Consider the following 23,324-nt stretch of genomic DNA (forward strand, 5'->3'; position numbering starts at 1 on the left):
GTTCATTGCGTCAGGCTTCCTTGCGCCAACTGGCGAGCATAGATTCGAGTGGCCGCCAGACCTTCAGGCGTTGAATGGGAATCGGGGGCGATCAGCTGGACCAGTCGCTCGAGCGGCAGAGACGGGGTATTGCGCGGCTGGCTGATGTCGGCCGCGGACACCGGGCGACGGCGAAAGCGCGCGCGAAACGGATTGCTCTGCTCGGAGGCCTGCCAGTCACCGGCGATCCAGTCTTTCAGTAGCTGCATTTCATAGCCGCTGAACACACCGAACATCACGGCGCCGGGACCGTCGATCAGTTGCCAGAAGCGGCTGTCCTGCGGGTCTTGATTGCGCTTGATCCAGCCACGGTCCTCCAGCGCACCCAACAGCTGGCGACTCTGGCCAGGGGTGGCGAGCCAGTCGTTGATGGTCCGGCCTTCAAGGCGGCAGTAATCGGAATGCATATGCTGGCCGAAGGTGCTTTTGGTCTCCAGCATCAAGACCACTTCTTCTTCCAGATCGAACGCGCGGACGATGTCGGTCGAACCAATGCCCAGATCGTTGAGCAGGTAACCTGCGCGCAGACGCTGGAGGAACTCATCCTTGCTGGCGTCGTTCGGCAACAGATCCAGCACGGCCTGCACCGCCTTATGGGCGTGGCCGGAGCTGGCGTTGTCGATGGTCACGTGCAAGGTGAAGTAATACGGGTCGATACCCAGTTCACTCAGCTCGAAGGCAGTAATCAGCAGGTGCAGCGGCAGTTGTTCGTAGCCCAGGTTATAGCCCAACACTTCCGGCAGGAATTCGTCGCTCAAATGGCCGAGCCCCAGTTGAATGGCGCCTTGCAGATAGAGCGCATCGTCCAGTGGCGCGATGGGCGCGCAATCGTGTTCGGTGAGCAAATTGCGGTACAGCACGACGTGATTCAGCGCAGGCTCGCCGTCGCCCAGCTCTTCAAGGTAGGTGCGGATCAAGCCGTGATAGCGCCAGTCGTTGGCGTGCTTCACCGTGCCGTACAGCCAGGCGCCATCTACCAGCTTGCTCGGCGCAACACTTTGCAGAAAGAACAGCGCGTGAGCTCTGTTGGTGAAGAACTTCCTGGGCCCGCCGGCGCGGCGTTCCTCGAGATAGACGCCATACTGCTCGGCCACGGAATGGCTGTTACTGGCCACCCATGCCGACAGATCGTTGAGGTCAGCAGGCAGGTTTGACGGCAGCGTAGTTGCCTTCTCCAGTTGCTCCTGGAGGAAGTCGCGAACGTTGTCCCGCTCGCTGTCCACCTGTCCGCGCAGCAGGCGGGCGTACAGCGAATGGTGGGCGCCGTTGGATAGGTGCGCCGTGGCAGAACGCTCGGACAGTAGCTGTAAAGAGGTCATGGGTAGCCTGCTGACTTTTCTTGATATGTAGGTCAGAGGGAGGCAGTTCGCGAAAATTCCATCGAGTTGCAGGGCAGTCGATGATCGACAGCTGTCGGGGATGAACGGCGCGTAGTTCGATTCAATCGACGCCGCGTGGCCTGAAAATCGTACAGCGTGACCCGACCGCCGGGAGGGCAGCGGCCACAACAAGCCGGCTCCAACGGGGTTTGCGTCTGCCGCTGATGTCTACAATGGATCGTTGTAATCGTCTGCTTTTGGTGGGAGCGGCTTCAGCCGGGAAGAGGCCATTGAGTACGCACCGGATCTTGCGGTGAGGCATCTGACGTCTTCCCGGCTAAAGCCGGTCCTAAGAGGGATATGCGGTCGCGCCGTCCGGGTTTCAGTCGGTCACATTGGAGGTACGCGATGCTTTTAGTGGGACCGGCTTCAGCCGGGAAGAGGCCATTGAGTACGCAGCGGATCTTGCGTTGAGGCACTTGACGCCTTCCCGGCTGAAGCCAGTCCTACGGGGGGTATGCGGTCGCGCCGTCCGAGGTTCAGTCAGTCACATCGCATGCACGCGATGCTTTCAGTGGGACCGGCTTCAGCCGGGAATAGGCCATTGAGTACGCAGCGGATCTTGCGTTGAGGCACCTGACGCCTTCCCGGCTAAAGCCGGTCCTACGAGGGATATGCGGTCGCGCTGTCCGGGGCTCAGTCGGTCACATTGGAGGCACGCGATGCTTTTAGTGGGACCGGCTTCAGCCGGGAAGGAGCCGGTAGGTGAGCGATCCATAAAAAAACGGCCTCCATTGCGGAGGCCGTTTTTGTGTTACGCGATCAATCAGGCAACGAGGTCAGTGACGTGCAGCTCCTTGACGCCGACCAACTGGATTTCGAAATCCGGGGTCGCGTCGGCGTTGATGCTGCCGTAGAGAATCCCGTCAGCGAAGCGGATTTGCCCGGTCGCGTCGTTGCTGTCAAAGGCGTTGCTGCCGATGAAAGTAAACGCGTCGATACCCGGGGTCTGCGGGTTGGCGTCCAGGGCGCTGAAATCGAGCAGGTCGCCTTCGGCGCTCTTGAAGCCGTTGATCACGTCGCGCAACGCCCCGACGCCCATGTCGGCGATGGAGTCGAACACGTAGGTGTCCGACCCGGTGCCGCCGGTGAGCGTGTCAGTGCCAGCGCCGCCGATCAAACGGTCATTGCCCGAACCGCCGATCAGCGTGTCGTTGCCGGCACCGCCGTTGAGCACGTTGGCGCCGCTGTTGCCGGTCAGGCTGTCGTCGAAGGCGCTGCCGATCAGGTTTTCGACGCTCTTCAGCGTGTCGAGGCCTGAGCCGCCGGTGTTCTGCTGGGCCGAGGTCGACAGGGTGGCGGTGATGCCGGCCTGCGCGCCGTAGTAGGACACCGTGTCGTTGCCGCCGCGCCCGTCCAGCACATTATCGCCGCTGCCGGCGAACAGCACGTTGTCCAGGGCGTTACCGATGCCGTTGGCCGCGTCAATTCTGTCGATGTACAGGTTTTCGACGTTATTGCCCAAGGTGAACGTCGCCAGGGTGCTGTGCACACTGTCGACGCCGCCGGAGATGCGATCGGCGTTGCTTTCGATCACGCTGTCGCCGCTGTCGTCGACGTAGTACGTGTCGTTGCCGTTGCCGCCGCTCATGCTGTCGGCACCGCCTGCGCCGTCGATCACGTTGGCTGCCGCGTTGCCGGTGATGAAGTTGCGAAGCTCGTTGCCGTTGCCGTCGATGGCCGAAACGCCGGTGAGCACCAGGTTTTCCAGATTCGCGCCGAGGGTCCAGCTGACCGACGCCTGCACGGTGTCGATCTGCGACGGCGAGTCGCTGCTTTCGGTGATGCTGTCGAAGGCGTTGTCGACGATGTAAATGTCATTGCCGTCGCCGCCCGTCATGCTGTCGGCGCCAAGGTCGCCGTCCAGCGTGTCATTGCCGGCCGAGCCCACCAGGGTGTCGTCCTGGTCGGTGCCGAAGATCAGGCCGCCTTCGTTCTGCGCGCCGTCGAAGATGGCCTGCACGCTGTTGTTGTCGCTCGGGTCGCCTTTGAAGCCCAGGTCGTCGGCGATGTAGTCGGCCAGACGCTGACCGACGATCTCGGCAGACTCTTCGTGCAAGTGCCAGACGTCATCGGGATAGACCAGCGGGTCGACCTCGTGGCGCAGGGGCAGATCGGTGTAGTCCACCGCAATCTTCACGTCGTCACGCTGGGCGGCAATCGCTTCCTGGGTGGCACGGACATAGCCGACGCCTTCGACGATGCCGGCGATCTTCTCTTCCGAGAAACCGCGGGCGCGGGCCGCGTCCTGGTCGTAGTGGCCGGTTTCCATCATGTAGACGTTGAAGTTGCCGAACTGTGCGTGCAGGTAATCGAACACCGACAAAGTCGCGGCCTTGTACGCCGCCGCGGCGGCCTCTTTGTCCGAGGCGCGGGCGATTTCCTGCGCTGCTTCTTCGCCCTGGCCCCAGATGATGCCCATGGTCACGTTGTCGACCGCTTTCAGCTCGGTGAGCTGGTCGTTCAACAGGGCCACGGCGCGCAACAAGGCAGGGCCCGGCTGGTCGGTGTCGGTCAGCCACCAGCACAGTTTCAGTTCGTCGGCGCTGAGGGTCGACATGCCGTTGACGGTGCTGCCGCCCACCGCGATGTCGATGCCATTGCCGTCGGCGTCGTTGAACTGGCTGCGCACGTCGTAGGTGGTGTACTTGCTCAGGCCGTCGACCAGCATGGTGGTGCCGGACTGGCTGTCGTCTTCGGTCATGCGCAGCAGACGTGCGTTGGACTGGCCCAGGGTCGGCAGGAACAGGATGTCCTGGTCGGCCCGGGAGCCGAACACGAAATCGTCCGCCGTGAGGGTGTTCACGTAGTTGCCGCTCAAGGCGATCTCGAAGCGGTGACCGTCGGCGTCAGGGACGCTGGACTTGATGTAGGTCTTGTCGCCGGCAGCGTTCAGGCTCAGGTACAGGGTGCCGTTGCTGCCGTCGCCCAGGCCGAGGAAGCCCAGGGCGGAGACGTCGATCTTGTCCACGCCGTGGGTGAAATCGTAAACCGTGTCGGTGGCGGTGACGCCGCCGGTGTTGTAGTCGCGGTAGCTGTCCTGGACGCTGGTGTAGCGGAAGGTGTCGGCACCGTCGCCGCCGTACAGCGAGTCGCGACCTGCACCGCCGTCGATGATGTCCGGTCCTGCGCCGGCGCGAATGGTGTCGTTGCCGCCCAGCCCGAGGATCAGGTCGGCGCCTGCGGTGCCGGCGATCGCTTCGCCATTGTCGGTGCCGGTGATGGTGCTGGCCGGCGCATCGGCCACGGCGAGGGCAAAGCTGTCACTGACGGACGCGCCCGACGGATCAGTCGCCTTGATCAGCAGGGTGTAGTTGCCTGAGGCAGTGCTGGTGGGCGTGCCGCTGAAGGTCAGGCGGGTGCTGTCGAAGCTGAGCCAGTCCGGGAGGGCGTTGCCATCGGCCAGGGTCGCGGTGTAGGTCAGCGTGTCGTTGTTGCCGTCGGAGAAGCTGTTACTGGTGACCGCGTAGGTGAACGGCGAGTTTTCCGTCGCGTTCTGGTCCAGCAACGGAATCACCACCACCGGCGCCACGTTGACGGGCACGTTCTGGCTGGCGAAGACAAAGTGACTGGCGTTGAGGCTGCCGGCCAGATTACCCGCCAGGGACAGTTCGAAACGGTTGCCGCTGGCGTCCGCCACGTTGTCCTTGACGTACGTGCGGTTGGTGCTGGCGTTGTAGGTCACTTGCAGCGTGCCGTTGAGGCCGTTGCCCAGGCCGCTGTAGCCAAGGGCCGAGACGTCGATCTTATCGGCGGCGGCATCGAAATCGAGGATCTGGTCACTGGCGCTGGTGGTCGCCGTGCGGTAGCTGTCCTGGGTCGACGTGAAGCGGAACACGTCCGCGCCCGCGCCGCCGGTGAGTTTGTCGGCACCGGCGCCACCGATGAGCACGTCGTTGCCGTCGCCACCATTCAGGGTGTCGTTGCCCGCGCCGCCGAAGAGCTGATCGTTGCCGGTGGTGCCGGTCAGGGTGTCGTTGCCCGGCGTGCCGTTGATCTCGCCCGGCGTGACTGGCACGTCCTGCACGGCGAGGGTGAAGCTGTCGCTGACCGTGGCGTTGCTGGTGTCGCTCGCGGTGATCTTGATCGCGTAGGTGCCCGACGCGGTGTTGCCCGGCGTGCCGCTGAAGGTGCGGGTCACGGCGTCGAAGGTCAGCCAGGCGGGCAGGGCGGTGCCGTCGGCCAGGGTGGCGGTGTAGCTGAGGTTGTCGTTGTCCGGATCGGTGAAGCTGGTGCCCGGCACGACGTAACTGAACGGCGTGTTCTCGGTGGCGTTCTGATCCAGCAGCGGGTTGGCCACCACGGGGGCCTGATTCACGGTAGGTGCGGTGGCGAACACGAAGTTGGCGCTGGTCAGTTTGTCGAGGTAGTTGCCCACGAGCGCGACTTCGAAGCGGTTGCCTTCGGCGTCGGCGTTCAGCGATTTGATGTAGGTCTTGTCGCCGGCGTCGTTGAGCACCGCGTAGACGGTGTTGTTCATGCCGTCGGCAAGGCCCGTAAAGCCCAGCTTGGAGAGGTCGATCTTGTCGGCGGTGACGTCGAAATCAGTGATTACGTCGCCCAGATTCGCGCCGCCGGCGTTGTAGTTGCGGTAGCTGTCGGTGCGGCTGGAGAACACAAAGGTGTCAGCGCCGGCGCCACCACTGAGGGTGTCTTGCCCGGCGCCGCCGTCGAGACGATCGTCACCGCCGCCGCCCGCCAGGCTGTCATTGCCGGCGAGGCCCAACAGTGTGTCGGCCCCGTCAGTGCCCTGCAGCGAATCGTTGGCCTCGGTGCCGGTGAGGGTGCGATTGAAGATGAAGTTGTCCGCGGTCAGCGCGCTGACCAGATTGCCGGCCAGGATCAGTTCGAAGCGATTGCCACTGGCGTCGGCGTCGTAGTCCTTGATGTAGGTGCGGTCGTTGCTGGCGCTGTAACTCACCTGCAGGGTGCCGCCACGGCCATTGCCCAGTCCGGTGAAGCCAAGGCCGGCGAGGTCGATCTTGTCCTGGGTCGGGTCGAAGTCGGTGATGGTGTCGTCGAAGCTGGTGGTCGCGGTGCGGTAGCTGTCGGATTCGCTGGTGAAGCGGAAGATGTCCGCGCCTGCGCCGCCGGTGAGCTTGTCGACCCCGGCACCGCCGATGAGGATGTCGCTGCCGCCACCGCCGTTGACGGTGTCATTGCCTGCGCCGGCGTAGAAGATCTCGTTGGCGTCGCTGCCCAGCAGGGTGTCGTTGCCGTCGGTGCCTTGCACGGCCACAACGGGCACGGTGGCGCTGACGTAGCTGCCATCGCCGTACAGCAGGGTGTCGCCCTTGGTGGTGTGGCTGATGGTGTTGCCGATGATAGCGTTGCGGTCGGTGCCGTCTTCGTTGCGCTCGCCCACGCCATAGGTGGACAGCGCGCTGCCGGTGATGGTGTTGCCCTGAACGGTGTTGTCGCTGCCGTTGAAATACTTGCCGGAAACGCCGTTGCTGTCGTCGTAGGACTGAATGATGATTTCCGGTACGCCGCCGCCCAGGGAGTTGTTGCTCAAGGTGTTGTTGATCACGTCGACGTTGCTGCTGCCGTAGATGCGCACGCCGGCGCTGGCGTTGTCGTGGATGTCGACGCCGGTCATGGTGACTTCGCTGGAGAGCTTGATCAGCACGCCTTCGGCACCGTTGTTGTAGACCTCACCGCCGGTGATGGTGATGTTGTTCGGCGAAGGGATGTTCTCGCTGCCGCGCTGCACGACGATGCCGCCACCGCCGTTGCCATAGGCGACGTTGTTGCTGAGGGTGAAGTCGTGGCTGCTGGTGACCACGTTGAAGCCGTGACGATCGTTGTCGTAGGCGATGTTGTTTTCGAAGGTGCTGTCGCTCAGGAAGTCAGCGACGAAGCCGTCCAGACCGTTGCCATGGGACACGCTGTTCTTGATGACCATGTTCACGGTCTGTTCGTGGGGGTCGAAGCCGTAACCGGAACAGTCCTTGATCTCCACGCCGTCGAGGGTGACGTTGGAGTCGTAGCCTTCCTTGCCGGGAATGAAACCGTTGAACCAGCCATCGACCTTGCCGGTGGTGTTGTCGCGGTTGCCGTCGATGGTGAGGTTGCTCAGCCCGAAGTCGTGGGTTTCTTCGCCGTAGGCGGAGCGGATAACGCCGGTGATTTTCGTGTCGGAGCCGTCCGCGACCTTGATGTTCGAGACGCCCATGCCGTCGCCGTACATGTAGACGTTGCTCTTGAGCATGAGGCAGCCGTCAGACGGTTCCTCACCGCCCGACACGATGTAGGTCCCGGGGGGTACATAGACTTGTCCTCCGCCAGCCGCCGCAGCTGCATCAATCGCTTGTTGGATGGCCGCGGTGTCGTCAGAGACGCCATCTCCTTTGGCGCCAAAATTTTGGACGTTATAAATCATGTACTTATCTCCGGTCACAGGCTGAGGTCACGCTGCGTGCCAATTTCCAATCGGCACTGCAGCAGGTATGACCTAACTGAACGGAAAAGTTGTCGCCGTATGTCGGGAAACCGTCGTTTTGTGACGGCCGGCACATTTGGGCGGTTTTACGCGTCACCTAATTGACGTTTTGGGGGCTGTGCTTTTTTGGCACTTGTGGGGCGGGGGGTTGCTGCGAACGATGGGTATCGTTGGGTAGGAATGCAGGTCAATTGGTAGGACCGGCTTTAGCCGGGAAGAGGCCTGCGTGTACACCATCAATTTTGCGGTGTGGCATCTAACGCTTTCCCGGCTAAAGCCGGTCCTACAGGGGGTTGGCGGTCATTCAGGGGGATCGCGGTCGATTGAAAGGAACGCGGTCGATTGGTAGAGCTCGTTAGGCCACTTCGGCCGGGGCGCAACGCAGGCAGTCGCGGCCTTCACCCTTGGCGACATAGAGGGCCTTGTCGGCCATGGCGATGAGCACTTCGGCGCTGGTCTGGGGTGCGTTGGCGATGGCGACGCCCAGACTGATGGTGACTCTGGCGCCATCGCCCAGCACCGGGTGTGGCACATTCAGCGCGGCGACCGCCGAGCGCAGGTTTTCCGCCAGCGCCCTGGCCTGGGCCGGGTGGGCGTGGGTCATGAGCACCAGGATTTCCTCGCCGCCGAAGCGGAAGGTCAGGGCGTTGGCTTTCTGCGCAGTGCGCTGAATCACGCCACTGAGCAGCCGCAGGCAGGTATCGCCCTGCATATGCCCATAATTATCGTTGTAGGATTTGAAGTGATCGATGTCCAGCAGGATCACCGCGACGTTCATGGGCGTCTGCGCCGCACGGCTCCACAACGAGGCCAGCACCTCGCCCTGAAAGCGCCGGTTGAACAATTGCGTCAGTGAATCGATGCGCGCCAGTTCCACCAACTGCGCTCGCAGCAACTGCCCGCGCAACGCAAACAGATAACTCAACCGGCTGCCGTGTTCCAGAAACCACGACGCCATCATCAGCAACGCCGCGGTGGAGAAGAACAACAGCGCATTGGCCTGCCAGATCTGGAAGTCAGCGAAGTCAGCCAGGTAGGTTGTTACCAGCTGGATGACCAGCATGCACGCCATGGCCACCGCTGCGCAGCGCACCGGCACCTGCTGGATCACCGTGCAATACACCATGATCAGCAGCATCCCCAGTTGATAGTGCAGGCGGAACGGACTTTCGCTGTAGATCATCGCAATGAGCGGCATCACCGAACACGTCACGGTGCCGATGGCTGCCGTCGCTTCCACGATGCGCCGGGTGCTGGCACGCCGCGCGATGACCAGCAGAATCATAAAGATCGGCGTCATCAGGCAGACACGGCCCAGCGCCACGTAGGTAAACATATCGTTCAGGCTCAGCCAGTCGCTGACCATGAACAGGTTGTAGATGAGGATGCCGCCAATGCCCACGGCGGACAGAAACTGGCGGCGTTGCTCAAGCGTTTCGGCCTCGTAACGACGCTCCAGCTCGGTGCTGAAACGCAGGCTGCGAAAGCGCGACGCGATGGTGCGATCGACCTCGGCAAGAAGTTGCGCGTCATGGGGGCCAGGTCGATCGAGGACAAAGGAAAGCATGTTGCACCAAAGGGCTGGGTTACCGGACTAAGACATCACTGGTGATGTCTTAGTGCCATCATTTCGTCGGAGCGCTGATTTCGCAAGGGCTGACCGATCAAGCGTCAGGTTTGCGACGAACAGCGCTGCGCCTTGCCTCAGATACGGAAACTGCCCACCAGCTGCGTCAAGCGCGCCGACTGACGTTCCAGGTCGGAACAGGCGCGTAGCGTGGCTTGCAGGTTTTCCACGCCTTCCTGGTTCAGCGTGTTGATCTCGGTGATGTCGACGTTGATCGCTTCGACCACCGAGGTCTGTTCCTCGGTGGCGGTGGCGACCGACTGGTTCATCGCGTCGATCTCGCCGATCCGCACCGTCACGCTTTCCAGGCTGGTGCCGGCCTGGTTGGCGATGCTCACGCTTTCGTGGCTCTCGCGCTGGCTGTCATTCATGATTGCCACCGCTTCACGGGCGCCGTGTTGCAGCTCCTCGATCATTTTCTGCACCTGACTGGCCGACTCCTGGGTGCGATGCGCCAGGCTGCGGACCTCGTCAGCCACCACGGCAAACCCGCGCCCGGCTTCCCCGGCGCGCGCGGCTTCGATGGCAGCGTTGAGCGCCAGCAGGTTGGTTTGCTGGGAGATGCCGGTGATGACTTCGAGGATCTGCCCGATGTTGGCGGTCTTGGTGTTGAGCTGTTCGATCTGCTCGCTGGCGCCGCTGATGCGCGTCGACAACCGGTTCATCGCCTCAATGTTCTGACCGACCACGGCCTGACCGTTGGACGCCATGTTGCGGGCGTCGCTGGAATGGCCCGAGGCCATGGCGGCGTTCTGCGCGATTTCCTGCGCGGCAGCGCCCAGTTCGTTGATGGCCGCCGCTACACTGCTGGTGCGGTTGGCCTGCTGGTCGGAGTTGAGCATCGAGGAGTTCGACGCGCTCACCACCCGCAACGCGACTTCGTTGAGCTGCACGGTGGAGGAGGCCACTTCGCGCATCGAGTCATGGATCCGCTCCACGAACAGGTTGAAGCCGTTGCCCAGGTAGCCGAATTCGTCCTGGCTGAGGACCTCCAGACGTTTGGTCAGATCGCCTTCGCCCGCGGCGATGTCGTGCATGGCGCGGCCCATGGTGTTCAATGGACGCATCAGCACGCTGAGCAGCACGCCCAGCAGCAGAATGATCAGCACCACGGCGATGATCGTGGCGATGATCGCCGAGTTACGGAAATCGCCCAGTGCGGCGTAGGCCTGAGCCTTGTCCACCGAGATGCCGACGTACCAGTTGACCGACGGCAGACCATTGACGTGGACGAAGGTGAGGATTTCCGTCTTGCCGTCGTGCTCGCTTTCGCTGATGTCCTGGGACAGGCGCGGTGTGTCGTTCGGGTACACCTCGGCCAGGGTCTTCATGACCAGCGAGGTGTCCGGATGCACGAGGATGCGGCCGTTGGCGTCGACCAGAAACGCATGGCCGTCGTTCTGCAGGCGCAGCGCGCTGATCATCTTCACCAGCACTTCCAGGCTCAGGTCGCCGCCCGCGACGCCGGCCACGCCGGAGGGGCCTTTGACCGGCGTGGCGATCGTCACGATCAGGCCTTTGGTGACCGCGTCCAGGTACGGCTCGGTCAAGGTGGTTTTGCCGGCCTTCAGCGCGTCGGTGTACCAGGGGCGGGTGCGCGGATCGTAATCGCCGGGCATGTCGTCGGGCGGTTGCGTCACGAACGAGCCATCGGCCCTGCCCAGATAGATGCTCATGAACGTCGAGATCAGCGTCGGCTGGCCGAGCAGGCGGTTGAACACCTCAGGGGACGGCGACACGGCGGCGCCCTCGGCGACGTTTTCCACCAGCAGGATGCGTCCCGACATCCAGTTCTGGATATTACCGGCCGTACTCTCGCCCGTCTGATTCAGACTTTCCCTTAACTGATCCCGAATGGCCGTCCGTTGCAGATAATCGTTGTAGAGGGTGAACAAGGTAAATGCGGCGATCACCACCAGCGAGGCCGCCAGTAGAATCTTGTGGCTGAATTTCAGGGATTTTGTCATGCCGTAGAGCCTTCAAGCGATTGCAGGGAAAGGATTGCAGTCTGTCTGCCGGTCTATCGGCGAGCGGCGCCATAGATGAATGGCTTGCGGGTTAAAACAGGCCTCTGCCTCGCTGGAATCTGACAATCGGTCGTGTGATACCGATGGCGTGTCATGAAAGGGTGGTAGGCGAAAGGTGTGTAAAGCGAGGAGGCAGGCAAGGGGAGCTGGGCAGAGACCCAAAATATGGGGCTGCAAAAGCAGCCCTCTGGCGTCCGCCCGGCGTTAGCTCAAGGGTCAGGCACGCCCCTTGCAGCTTGCCGCTGGAACCTCAGCCCCATGGAACTTCAGCCCTCAAAGCGCCTGACTGTAAACCAGCGCGTAGGACTCGATCCCGTCATTGGGCTCTTTGATCCCCGCGTTCGAATAGTGTGTCACGCGCACACCCACGCGCTGGGCGTCGCCGAACTTCAGGCCGGCGCCGAGGCGGTCTTCAAAGTTGAACGCCGAGCCAAACGTCTGATCGCCCGCGGACGCGCCGGTAAACAGCGAAACGCCCACGCCCGCTTCGATAAACGGTTTGACCGGGCCGCCGCCGAACTCATAAACGAACACCGGGGCAAACGACGCCGAATGGCGCGCGCCGGCCTGTTTGCCCGCTTCCCAGTAGGTGTAGCCCAGATCCCAATAGCCGGTCAGTTTGCCGGTGGAGCTTTCCAGCCATGCCTTGTCCCAGTCGAAACCCAGAGCAACGCGGCCGGTCAAGCCACCCTGGCTGGTGGCACCCAGTGCCCCGGAGATTTGCGTGGCATCAGCATGGGTGGCGAAAGAGGACAGACAAAGGGCTGCGAGCAGTAGCTTTTTCATGGTGGAGGTAGCCAAGAAGGTCAGTGGAACCGGGGGGGATAAATCACCCGAACGGATGTAGGGCATAATGCCACTACTAAAGTTCCATTGGCACTGCGAAAAATTACTTTGCCGTGTGGCGTTTTTGCACGCCCAGCTGCCTTACCCCGCTGCCGAGCCTTTGGACATTTCAACGCTGCCGTTGAATAGAAGGCGTGATTGATCGAAATAGTTGAGGCTCAGCAGAAGAGATATCTGCTTTCGCAGCGGTCGATCACGGTCAACAATCCGTTCCTATCATTCCCGTCCCAAGGATCGACCATGAGCCTCTCGCCATTTCACCTCGCTATTCCTGTTTATGACCTCGCCGCCGCGCGGCACTTCTACGGCGACGTTTTCGGTCTTTCCGAAGGCCGCTCCAGCGAGCAGTGGGTCGATTTCGATTTCTACGGCCATCAACTGGTCATCCATGAGCACCCGAAAACCACTTCCCAGGAATCCGTGCATTCCAACGCCGTGGACGGTCACGACGTGCCGGTTCCGCATTTCGGCATCATCCTGCACTGGGCGGAATGGGAAGCACTGGCGGAGCGGCTGCGCGTCCGCGAAACCCGGTTTGTGATCGAGCCCTATATCCGTTTTCAGGGCCAAGTCGGCGAGCAGGCGACCATGTTTCTGTTCGACCCGTGCGGCAACGCCCTGGAATTCAAGGCCTTCAAAGACATGAGTCAACTCTTCGCCAAATAGCCGTCTGCAGATGGCCCTCAGCGCGCCGGCTGATTCAGCGTGTCGATGACGCAACGGCGAAACAGGTCCAGCAGTGGCGTGTGCCGCTGCAGGTATTTGCTCACCAGCACGATCTCGCGGAAGAAGGTCATCTCGCCCAGATCAATGATCCGCACGTCCTGCGCATGCTCCAGCCACAACCCGGCCATGGGCACCAGCGCTACGCCGAGCCCGGCGCGGACCATTTTGACGATGGCGTCCAGCTCGTCGAGCTCCAGGGTTTGCCGCACCTCGAGCTTGCGCTCGCGCAGAAACTGCGTCACCCGGCGCCCGCCGAACGAGCGTTGATCGTAGCGAATGAAGGGGTGGTCGCTGAGAATCTGCCGTGGGTCGTCGCCTTGCATGTTCGCCGGCGTGATCAGCACGAACGGCTCCTTGGCGATGACTTCCGCGTGCAGCTCCTTGGGCAGCGCGAACGGCGGTTTGATCATGATCGCCAGGTCGAGCTCGCCGGCGTCCACCTGGCTGAGCAGGTTCAGTGACACCCCCGGAACCAGACTGGCTTCGATAAAAGGCGCCTTGCTGCGCAGTGCCACCAGGGCTTGGGGCAAGATGCCGGTCTGTGCGGTGCTGATGGCGCCGATGCGCAGCGCGCCACGAAAATCGTTGGCGCTGTCGGGGCTGCCCATGCGCCCGAACAACTGCAGCATTTCTTCAGCCAGTGCGACGGCGCGCTGCCCGGCAGCGTTGAGGGTGGCGGCGCGGCCGGTGCGGTCGAACAGGGTCACGCCGAGGGTGTCTTCGAGGTTTTTGATCTGCGCACTCACCGCCGATTGCGTCAGCCCGACCTCACGTCCGGCCGCCGCAAAGGTGCCTCGCCGCGCGACGCAGACAAAGGTTTTCAACTCTCTGATCATCGTCAGGTCCTGGGATGGGAATTCAAATCGGGCAGGGCGCATGGGCAGCCGGCCGGCAGCGGATAGTAACCAGTGCCGTCGGCAAATAAAAATGCCGCCTCAAGGGGCGGCATTCTGTATCGCGTGACGCTTAGCGGTAGCGTTCAAGCCAGTGCGCGTAAGGCGCAGGCAGGGTCCACGACGCTTTGTCGACGCCCAGCTCTTTGGCGGCGAAATACGCCCAATGCGGGTCCGCCAGGTGCGCACGGCCGATCGAGACCAGGTCCAGCTGACCATTCTGCACGGCGGCCTGGGCCAGTTTTGGATCGCCAAAACCCCATGCCGACGTCACCGGGATATCGGCTTCGCGGCGCACACGTTCGGCGATCGGGCCCATAAAGGCCGGGCCCCACGGGATGTTGGTTTCCGGGATGGTGAAACCGACACTGACGCTCAGCAGGTCGAGACCGCCGGCCTTGAAGCGGCGCGCCAGTTCGATGGATTCGCTGAGGGTCTGCTCGTCACGGCCGTCGTACTCGATCACACCGAAGCGCGCGGTCAGGGGCAGGTTTTCCGGCCAGACTTCACGGACGGCAGCGAGGGTTTCCAGCAGGAAGCGGCTGCGGTTGTCGAAGCTGCCACCGTAGGCGTCAGTGCGCTGGTTGGAGTGTTCGGAGAAGAAGCTCTGGCCCAGGTAACCGTGGGCGAAGTGCAGTTCGATCCACTCGAAGCCTGCTTCACGGGCGCGGCGCGCGGCGTCGACGAAGTCCTGCTTGACCCGGGCGATGTCGTCGAGGGTCATTTCCTGCGGGACTTTCGGCAGGTTGGCGCCGAAAGCGATAGCCGAGGGCGCGATGGTCTGCCAGCCACGGGTGTCATCGGCGGCCATGTGGTCGTCGCCTTCCCATGGACGGTTGGCACTGGCCTTGCGACCGGCGTGGGCGATCTGGATGCCGGGGATGGAGCCGGCGGCCTTGATCGCTTGCACGGCAGGGATGAATGCCTGGGCGTGCTCGTCGCTCCAGATACCGGCGCAGCCCGGGGTGATGCGGCCTTCAGGGGAGACGGCTGTGGCTTCGACGACCACCAGACCGGCACCGCCGCGGGCCATGCTCGCGAGGTGAACGTGATGCCAGTCGTTGATGACGCCGTTGTCTGCCACGTACTGGCACATTGGAGGAATGGCGATGCGGTTACGCAGGGTTACGTCCTTCAGCGTGAAGGGTTCGAACAATGCCGACATGGAAATACTCCTGATGATTGAATTCGCTTGTTCGATAGTATTCGAAATATGGCGGAGGATGAAACCCCCCGCTATGATGGGCGGCATGCGCGCCTTCAAACATCCGTTACCGACCGAACTCACACTTGAGCGTTTGCTTTACGCATTAAGTGACCCCGTGCGCCTCGAAATCGTTCGCTGTCTTTCCTCGGTGTCCGAGGCCACCTGTGGCGAACTCGACGGCGGGCGGCCCAAGTCCAGCATGTCCCATCACTTCCGCGTGCTGCGGGATGCAGGCCTGGTGCACACCCGCAATATCGGCACCACCCACATGAATTCCCTGCGCGCTGACGAGCTGGATGCACGGTTTCCGGGATTGTTGCGAAGCATCCTGGCTCAGGATTGAGCGCGGTGGTTTTCAGATGTACGGCGGGGAGGTTGACCTGAAACAAAAATGGCCCGATCACAGGATCGGGCCATTTTTTTTTTGCGCCATCCGCGACGCTTAGACAGCGCCGACGATCTTCGCAGCCGGTTGGGTACGACGACCCATTGCACCAGCGCCTGCCGCGACAAGGGCCGACACCACGAGGGTGATCAGCAGGATCCAGGCGGCGCGGGAAATGTTTTTCGCCGCCACGTCGGCCGCTTCACGGGCTTTCTGTTCTGCCTGAGCTTTCAGCTCCTGGTACTTGGCGTACGCCTGACGGTAGCTGGCCTGGGCCTGATCAACGATCTGGTTGGCTTCGGCGTCGGTCTTGTTGCCGCGGGCCTTGATCAGGTTGACGAACGCCTGACGGTCAGCCGCATCCCACGCCTGGTCGCCCTTGGCTTTCAGGCGGTCCAGCAAACCGCTCAGTTGCTGGTCGGCCTGTTGTGGGGCTTCAGCACTGCGCTGGGCGGTGTTTTTAGCGTCTTCCTGGGTCGTGGCGACGTCTTGCTTGACCTTGTTCGGGTCCAGTTCCGGCTTGCCGGTCTGGCGCATGGCCTGTTCGATTTCACCCTGGATATCATCCAGATTGAAGTCAATGCCCTGGGCCCGCAGTTGCTCCTGAATCTTGCCGCCCACAGCCGGGGCCACTTGTGCGATGCCGCTGCCCACTGCCGACAGGCCGCTGCCTGCCAGGTTCAGACCGCCCCGCACGACGCCGGTCACGGCGCTGGACACCAGGTAAACGCTGATCAGCGAAACACTGGCCCAGACCAGAATGCCGTGGAAGGCGCCTTCGCGATGGGCCAACCGGCCGGCGGCCCAGCCACCGATGAACAGGGAAATGACCATACTGACACCCAGCCAGATGCCAGTGCCTTTGCCCATGCCCGCCAGCGGGTCGGCTTCCTGCAGCGGATCAATGCTGGCGCTGCCTATGGCGGTGCCCAGCAGGCTGAGCATCAGCGAGACCACCAGTGCGAGTACCACACCGGCCAGAATGGCGCCCCAGGAAATACGTTTGAGCAAGGGAGCAACAGCGGTGCCCCGGTAGACAGGATCATCGTAGCCAGCGGGCGTTACTCGGTCATCGCGAATCATAGTGGCAGTTCCTTTGGTCATTGGCAGAACGCAAGAGTCCTTGCGCGTAATTCAATGACACTCGGGCTTTTTAATTAGTTTTATGCAGGCGAAAAATAAAATGCTGGCAAAATGCCTAAACTTTAAAAATTCCGGAAATTCAAAGGCCTGCAAGCAGACTAAATTGGAATTAGTGCTATTCGGAATCGCGATATCGCGTCACCCCGCACACTGTCCTTAGCAACCGACCATGCCACCGTACTTATTTTTTCCGAGACATCCTGATGAATACCCTCACCGCCGATGACCGCACTCAGGTCACTCGGGAAGCCACCGTCGAATACTGGAAACACATCATCCCGATCGTGCAGATCGCTTTCGCGCTCCACGTGCTCCTGCTCGGTCTGTTTTTGATTGTGGATTTGCCCGTGATGTGGGTCACCAATGCAGTGAGCGTCGCGGCGTACATCGCCTGTCTGCTGGCGATCAAACGTCGCCTGTATCGATGCGCCGGCATGCTGATCTGCCTCGAAATCATCGCCCATGCGGCCATCGCCACCTGGGTTCTGGGCTGGGACAGCAACTTCCATCTGTACGTCTTCTGCATCGTGCCGATCATCGCCTTCGGCTTTCATTCTTCGCCGGCACGCCGCGGCTGTCTGAGCGCTGCCGTGCTAATTGTCACGGTGGGCGGGTACCTCATGCGCAACAAAGTGCCGGTGATCAGCGTCAGCGAACACGCCCAGGACCTGTTCGGCGCCGCCAACGCATTGACCGCCACAGCGTTGTTGCTTCACGCCACGGCGCTGTCGGTGCGTTTCAACCTGTCCATGCACATGAACCTCTATCACTCCGCCCACCGCGACAGCCTGACCAACCTCTACACCCGGCGGCGCGTGCTGCAGCGCTTGCGTCAGTTGGGCGGGGGCCGCCGCGAGATACCCACGGCGCTGGTGCTGATCGACATCGATCATTTCAAGCAGATCAACGACCAGCACGGTCACGACCTGGGCGATGTGGTGCTGCAACAGGTGGCCGACGTCATCGCCCGATGCGTGCGCACCACCGACATCGCCGCGCGCTGGGGCGGCGAGGAGTTTCTGGTGTTGATGCCCAACACCCCCTTCGAGGATGCGCGGCTGATCGCCGAGCGGATACTGACGCACATTCGCGAGGAGGCCGGGGAGATCAGACAGATGAGCCTGACCCTCAGCGCGACCCTTGCGGTGGCCATCTTGAAAGACGGCGAGACGTTCCGGGATGCGCTGAATCGGGCGGATCAACGTTTGTATGAGGGCAAGGAGGAGGGGCGCAATCGGGTGATGCGGGCGGAGTGAGTGCGGTGTTGCCTCGGACGCTTTCCCGGCTAAAGCCGGTCCTACGAATGCGCGCGGTGTAGCGGCTGCTTTTGATTTCAGTGGGACCGGCTTCAGCCGGGAAGAGGCCGGTGCGTGCGCTAACAATTCTGCGGTGTTACACCTGACGCCTTCCCGGCTGAAGCCGGTCCTACGAATGCGCGCGGTGTGGCGGCTGCTTTTGATTTCAGTGGGACCGGCTTCAGCCGGGAAGAGGCCGGTGCGTACGCTAACAATTCTGCGGTATTGCCTCTGACGCTTTCCCGGCTAAAGCCGGTCCTACTCCGCGCATGCCCGCTCTTCATCAACTGAGTCGGGTCAAGTATTCCGGGACCGGCTGCTCAGGCAGCACGGACAGGACTTTCAGCCGCTGCAGCATCCGTTGGCTGGCGCGGTTGAGGTGTTCCTTGAGGTTCAGCGCGGCGGCATCGAAGGCGCCGTGCAGCAGCAATTCCAGGATCAGACGGTGTTCGGCCAGCATCGCGTCGTCAGGGCCGATACCCAATTGGCTATAGAAAATCCGGCTGATGATCATCGGGCTCTGGCCCTGGCGGATCAACGTCGCGATCTTGCGGTTGGTGATGCCGGCCAGGCAGTGGTGATGCAGGTCCTCCTCCAATCGCTCGATGTCCGCCAGGCTGCACTGCGGGTTATTCTGCGCCGCTTCGACCCGCGCAAGCATGGCGACCAGGTCGTCGCGGCTCAGTCCCGGTGCGGTCTGGCGCAACGCTTCAGGCTCCAGGCAGGCGCGCAGCTCGTAGTCTTCGGTCACCTCCCGAGCCGTAAGCGGCCCGGCCAGCCATTGGGAGTAGGGTTCTTTCTCTACCAGCCCCCGATCACGCAGACGCATCAGCGCCTCGCGCACCACGGCCCGGCTCACGCCATAGTGTTCGGCGGCAATCTGCTCGTCGAGCCGGTAATGACCGAACGCGATACAGGTCGAGAGCGCCGCGCCGATTTCCTCGTAAATCCGTTCCCCCAGCGGGCGGGTGTCGACCAGTTCTTCACTGCTGTCCAGACCCAATTGGTGGTGGGTCAGGGCCAGTCGTAGCGGCTCCACGTGGGTGCCGTCGGGATTGACCAGATAACCGCGTCCGTTGAATCGGCTGATCAGGCCTTCTTCATGGAGCAGGTCCAGCGCCCGGCGCACCGGCACCCGGCTGGTGCCGAACAGCTCTGCCAGCGGCGCTTCGAGCAGCACCAAGCCTTCAGCCACGTCACCGTTGACGATGGCATCGCGCAGGACCTGCCGGATCGTGGCGTAGCGGGACGGGGTGCGGGAATCCTCGACGGACATCGATTTCATACACTTCTCGAGAGGCGGGCGGCGATTCTCGCACAAGACAGGTTGTCACTGCGGGTCACGTCAGAACGCACAGTATTGGAGCCGTTGTTACTTTTTTGCACTAAAACGTACCTTTTCGTAAATATCCATTATTTAGGCCGCTCATCACCTCACGCTCGTAAACCCGCACCTTCGGTCAGCTTCAAAAGCCTGGCAACGTATCTAGCGCGGCCGTCCTGGCCCGAAGGCTTGTCCATCGGGTCGCTCCAGATATCAGCGTACGCCCACTCTGGCACGCTTTCTGCCTTTGCTAAATGTACATTTTCCGAATATGTACATTAAAGGTAGATGAAATGTCCGACGCTCGCCTCCCGGATCCGTCACTCGCCGACGCACTGGCCATGGCACAAGATTTCGCCAGTGGCCGAAGCGACCCGGTGCAGGCCCTGGACGCGGTACTGAACCAGGCCGCTGCAGTCGATGACGTGTTTATTTCTTTCTCCACCCACCGGGCGCGTCGCGAAGCTCAAGCCTCGGCGGCGCGCTGGAAGGCCGGGCAACCCGCGAGCGTGCTGGACGGTGTGCCCATCGCCTGGAAAGACCTGTTTGACGTGGCCGGCAGCCCGACCACTGCAGGCGCGGCGGTGCGCCGTGATGTCGCGCCGGCGCTGCTGGACGCGCAGACCGTCGGCCTGCTGTCACGGGCCGGGATGGTCAGCGTCGGGAAGACCAACCTCAGTGAATTCGCCTACTCGGGCCTGGGCCTGAACCCCCATTTCGGCACGCCGCACAATCCGCTCGGGCATGACCAGCCGCGTATTCCGGGCGGCTCCTCGTCCGGCTCGGCGGTGGCGGTGGCGGCGGGCATCGTCCCCATCGCCATGGGCACCGACACCGCCGGCTCGATCCGCATCCCTGCCGCCTTCAACGGCCTGGTGGGTTTTCGCAGCAGTTGCCGGCGCTACAGCCGCGATGGCGTTTTTCCCCTTGCTCACACCCTCGACAGCCTCGGCCCGCTGACCCGCAGCGTGCGCGACGCCGTGGCCATCGACGACATCCTGCGGGGTCGCACGAAATCGACCTCTTTGCTGCCACGCCCGTTGGCCGGCCAGCGGTTTTGGGTCGATCAGGCTGTCCTTGAGGATGATCGCATCGAGCCCGCGGTACGTGACAATTTGCTGCGCGGTGTGAGTGCGGTGCAGGCCCAGGGCGCATTGATTGAGGTGCGTCCGTCGCCTGCCTTTCAGACCACGCTTGATCTGATCCAGCAGCAAGGCTGGCTCGGCGCGGCAGAAGCGTTCGCCCTGCATCAGGCCTTGCTCGACAGCGACGCGGCCGCGCAACTCGACCCTCGCGTACGACGCCGTCTTGAAGCGGCGCGGGCGTTCCCGGCCAGCCACTTGATCAACCTCTACAACGCCCGCGAGCGCCTTCAGCAACAGATGAGCGACGAACTCGATGGCGCCTTTCTGATCACCCCGAGCGTGGCCCATGTGGCGCCGCCGCTTGCGCCATTGCTCAGCGACGATGACCTGTTCATCCGCACCAATCTGGCCACGTTGCGCCTGACCATGCCGGGCAGTTTGCTGGACATGCCGGGCGTGTCGCTGCCCAGCGGCTGCGACGCGCTCGGCCTGCCTACGGGCCTGTTGATCAGCGCGCCGTGTGGCGAAGATTCACGTTTATTACGCGCAGCGCTGGCCGTTGAGGCCGCGTTGCGCACGTCCCGAAACGAAGGATCCGATAACTCCGCTGGAGAACGATGATGGCTAAAGAAATTCTGTGCGCCTTCGGTGTCGACGTCGACGCCGTGGCAGGCTGGTTGGGTTCCTACGGTGGCGAAGATTCGCCTGACGATATTTCCCGTGGCCTGTTCGCGGGTGAGGTGGGTGCGCCGCGGCTGCTCAAACTGTTCGAGCGCTACGGCCTGCGCACCACCTGGTTCGTCCCCGGTCACTCGATGGAGACGTTTCCCGAGCAGATGAAGGCCGTGTTCGACGCCGGTCACGAGATCGGTGTGCACGGCTACAGCCACGAAAACCCGATCGCCATGACCCCCGAGCAGGAAGAAATCGTCCTCGACAAGTCCATCGAGCTGATCACCCAAATGACCGGCAAGCGCCCGACCGGCTACGTCGCCCCTTGGTGGGAGTTCAGCAAGGTCACCAACGAGTTGCTGCTCAAGAAGGGCATCAAGTACGACCACAGCCTGATGCACAACGACTTCCATCCGTACTACGTCCGCGTGGGCGACAGCTGGACCAAGATCGATTACACCCAGCACCCCGACACCTGGATGAAACCGCTGGTGCGCGGTCAGGAAACCGACCTGGTGGAGATTCCGGCCAACTGGTACCTCGATGACCTGCCGCCGATGATGTTCATCAAAAAGGCGCCCAACAGCCACGGCTTCGTCAACCCGCGCCATCTGGAAGAGATGTGGCGCGATCAGTTCGACTGGGTCTACCGCGAGCACGAGCACGCCGTGTTCACCATGACCATCCACCCGGACGTCTCCGGTCGTCCGCAAGTGCTGCTCATGCTGGAGCGTCTGATCGAGCACATCCAGAGCCATGCCGGCGTCAAGTTTGTCACGTTCGACGAAATCGCCGATGACTTCGTCCGCCGTAACCCTCGCCACAGCTGATTGGCCCTTCATTCCGAGGCGTGACCCATGTCCATCTACAACAAGCTTGATCTGACCGGCTGGAAACCCCAGCAACTGACTTCCGAGCAAGTGCGCTACGCCACCTGGATCGCTTTTTTCGCGTGGGTCTTTGCGGTGTACGACTTCATCCTGTTCGGCACCTTGCTGCCGGAAATCGGTCGGCACTTTCAGTGGGGCGAAGCGGAACAGGCGGAAATCGCCACCTGGGCTGCGGTCGGCACGGCGGTCATCGCCCTGGCCATCGGGCCGTTGGTGGACCGTCTCGGTCGACGCATGGGCATCATTTTCACGGTCACCGGTTCCGCGATCTGCTCGGCGCTGACGGCGCTGGGCGGGTCATGGGGCAAGTCGCCGCTGATCCTGATCCGCTCCCTGAGCGGGCTGGGGTACGCCGAAGAAACCGTTAACGCCACGTACCTCAGCGAAATCTATGCGGCCTCCGAGGACCCGCGCCTGGCCAAACGCCGTGGCTTCATCTACAGCCTGGTGCAGGGCGGCTGGCCGGTCGGCGCATTGATTGCCGCAGGCCTGACCGCGGTGCTGCTGCCGATCATCGGCTGGCAGGGCTGCTTCGTCTTTGCCGCGATCCCGGCGCTGGTCATCGCGTTCATGGCACGCAAGCTCAAGGAAAGCCCGCAGTTCCAGATTCACCAGCGCATCACCCAACTGCGCAAGGCCGGCGACGCTGAGCAGGCCAGGCAAGTGGCGATGACCTACGGCGTGGACTACGAAGAGCATCGCACGGCTGGCATCGGTGCAGCGTTTCGTGGCACCTCGCGGCGCGCCACGCTGGTGATCGGCGCAGCGATCCTGCTCAACTGGGCGGCGATTCAAGTGTTCAGCGTGTTGGGCACTTCCGTGATCGTCAGCGTGCACCACATCTCCTTCGAGAATTCGCTGATCATCCTGGTGCTGTCGAACCTGGTCGGCTATTGCGGCTACCTGAGCCACGGTTGGATGGGCGACAAGATCGGCCGACGCAACGTCATCGGCCTGGGCTGGATGCTCGGTGGTCTGTCGTTCACCGGCATGCTCTTCGGCCCCAGCAACATGCCCACGGTGGTCGGCCTGTACAGCCTCGGGCTGTTCTTCCTGATCGGTCCGTATTCTGCGGCCCTGTTTTTCATCAGCGAAAGCTTCCCGACCAGCATCCGCGCCACCGGTGGCGCGATCATCCACGCGATGGGCCCGATTGGCGCGGTGGTCGCAGGGTTCGGCGCGACCACGGTGCTGAGTGCCGGCGGCGACTGGCAGACATCGGCGCTGTATTTCGGTGCCGTGCCGTGCTTCTTGTCCGGTGTACTGATGTTCGCCGCCCGCCATGTGCGCCCCGAATCCGTCCAATAGCAACAGTCCAATAGCAACCGTCCAATAAGGAGCTGA

General features: G+C 62.4%; 15 protein-coding genes and 1 pseudogene. 6 read left to right on the forward strand and 10 right to left on the reverse strand.

What is annotated here, in order from left to right; translation table 11 throughout:
* Window positions 1-2: 2 nt before the first annotated feature.
* The 6 genes and pseudogenes from IFT99_RS02290 to IFT99_RS02310 all read right to left on the reverse strand — a co-directional run bounded on the left by IFT99_RS02290 (window position 3) and on the right by IFT99_RS02310 (window position 12,300).
* Complete coding sequence (locus IFT99_RS02290) at window positions 3-1,358, reverse strand: iron-containing redox enzyme family protein (RefSeq protein WP_192130281.1); 1,356 nt, start codon at window positions 1,356-1,358, stop codon at window positions 3-5.
* Window positions 1,359-2,184: 826 nt separating this feature from the next.
* Window positions 2,185-7,800 (reverse strand): putative Ig domain-containing protein, encoded by a 5,616-nt coding sequence (locus IFT99_RS02295; RefSeq protein ID WP_192130282.1) that lies wholly within the window; start codon window positions 7,798-7,800, stop codon window positions 2,185-2,187.
* Window positions 7,801-8,215: 415 nt separating this feature from the next.
* Window positions 8,216-9,427 carry a GGDEF domain-containing protein gene (locus IFT99_RS02300; RefSeq protein ID WP_192130283.1) on the reverse strand — a complete coding sequence of 404 codons (1,212 nt, stop codon included), beginning with the start codon at window positions 9,425-9,427 and terminating at the stop codon, window positions 8,216-8,218.
* 137 nt (window positions 9,428-9,564) lie between these two features.
* Window positions 9,565-10,404 (reverse strand): methyl-accepting chemotaxis protein, encoded by an 840-nt coding sequence (locus IFT99_RS26615; RefSeq protein ID WP_410929048.1) that lies wholly within the window; start codon window positions 10,402-10,404, stop codon window positions 9,565-9,567.
* A 15-nt stretch (window positions 10,405-10,419) separates the two neighbouring features.
* Window positions 10,420-11,454, reverse strand: a pseudogene (locus IFT99_RS26620) (HAMP domain-containing protein); the annotation flags it as partial.
* A gap of 333 nt (window positions 11,455-11,787) precedes the next feature.
* On the reverse strand, window positions 11,788-12,300 hold the full coding sequence (locus IFT99_RS02310; RefSeq protein WP_065989064.1) for an acyloxyacyl hydrolase: 513 nt from the start codon (window positions 12,298-12,300) through the stop codon (window positions 11,788-11,790).
* A gap of 300 nt (window positions 12,301-12,600) precedes the next feature.
* On the opposite strand from IFT99_RS02310, the gene IFT99_RS02315 reads away from it, so the two are divergent.
* Entirely contained in the window at window positions 12,601-13,026 is a 426-nt protein-coding gene (locus IFT99_RS02315) for a VOC family protein (protein ID WP_192130285.1), read from the forward strand.
* 17 nt (window positions 13,027-13,043) lie between these two features.
* On the opposite strand, the gene IFT99_RS02320 is transcribed toward IFT99_RS02315, so the two are convergent.
* A complete protein-coding gene (locus IFT99_RS02320; RefSeq protein WP_192130286.1) occupies window positions 13,044-13,922 on the reverse strand; it encodes a LysR family transcriptional regulator in 879 nt (292 codons plus the stop codon).
* Window positions 13,923-14,052: 130 nt separating this feature from the next.
* The gene (locus tag IFT99_RS02325) at window positions 14,053-15,144 is read right to left on the reverse strand and encodes an NADH:flavin oxidoreductase/NADH oxidase (protein ID WP_065988808.1); all 1,092 of its coding nucleotides are present in this window, start codon (window positions 15,142-15,144) and stop codon (window positions 14,053-14,055) included.
* An 85-nt stretch (window positions 15,145-15,229) separates the two neighbouring features.
* On the opposite strand from IFT99_RS02325, the gene IFT99_RS02330 reads away from it, so the two are divergent.
* Entirely contained in the window at window positions 15,230-15,529 is a 300-nt protein-coding gene (locus IFT99_RS02330) for an ArsR/SmtB family transcription factor (protein WP_065989065.1), read from the forward strand.
* A gap of 99 nt (window positions 15,530-15,628) precedes the next feature.
* Here the strand turns inward: IFT99_RS02330 and IFT99_RS02335 are convergent, their stop codons facing one another.
* Complete coding sequence (locus tag IFT99_RS02335; RefSeq protein WP_065988809.1) at window positions 15,629-16,654, reverse strand: YrzE family protein; 1,026 nt, start codon at window positions 16,652-16,654, stop codon at window positions 15,629-15,631.
* Window positions 16,655-16,917: 263 nt separating this feature from the next.
* On the opposite strand from IFT99_RS02335, the gene IFT99_RS02340 reads away from it, so the two are divergent.
* On the forward strand, window positions 16,918-17,970 hold the full coding sequence (locus IFT99_RS02340; protein ID WP_192130287.1) for a GGDEF domain-containing protein: 1,053 nt from the start codon (window positions 16,918-16,920) through the stop codon (window positions 17,968-17,970).
* 322 nt (window positions 17,971-18,292) lie between these two features.
* On the opposite strand, the gene IFT99_RS02345 is transcribed toward IFT99_RS02340, so the two are convergent.
* Window positions 18,293-19,285: a GntR family transcriptional regulator gene (locus IFT99_RS02345; RefSeq protein ID WP_432213748.1), complete on the reverse strand. Its 993-nt coding sequence runs from the start codon at window positions 19,283-19,285 to the stop codon at window positions 18,293-18,295.
* A 341-nt stretch (window positions 19,286-19,626) separates the two neighbouring features.
* Here IFT99_RS02345 and IFT99_RS02350 point away from each other — a divergent pair, with 341 nt between their 5' ends.
* From IFT99_RS02350 to IFT99_RS02360, 3 genes are read left to right on the forward strand one after another with little or no spacing between them, the layout of a single operon-like run.
* Complete coding sequence (locus tag IFT99_RS02350) at window positions 19,627-21,039, forward strand: amidase (RefSeq protein WP_192130288.1); 1,413 nt, start codon at window positions 19,627-19,629, stop codon at window positions 21,037-21,039.
* Complete coding sequence (locus tag IFT99_RS02355; RefSeq protein WP_065988813.1) at window positions 21,039-21,920, forward strand: polysaccharide deacetylase family protein; 882 nt, start codon at window positions 21,039-21,041, stop codon at window positions 21,918-21,920. Before IFT99_RS02350 ends, IFT99_RS02355 begins: the two co-directional genes overlap by 1 nt.
* A 27-nt stretch (window positions 21,921-21,947) precedes the next feature.
* Complete coding sequence (locus tag IFT99_RS02360) at window positions 21,948-23,288, forward strand: MFS transporter (RefSeq protein ID WP_065988814.1); 1,341 nt, start codon at window positions 21,948-21,950, stop codon at window positions 23,286-23,288.
* Window positions 23,289-23,324: the final 36 nt, after the last annotated feature.

It is taken from the genome of Pseudomonas sp. CFBP 8772 (assembly GCF_014841665.1).
In the GTDB taxonomy this organism is placed as follows: domain Bacteria; phylum Pseudomonadota; class Gammaproteobacteria; order Pseudomonadales; family Pseudomonadaceae; genus Aquipseudomonas; species Aquipseudomonas graminis_B.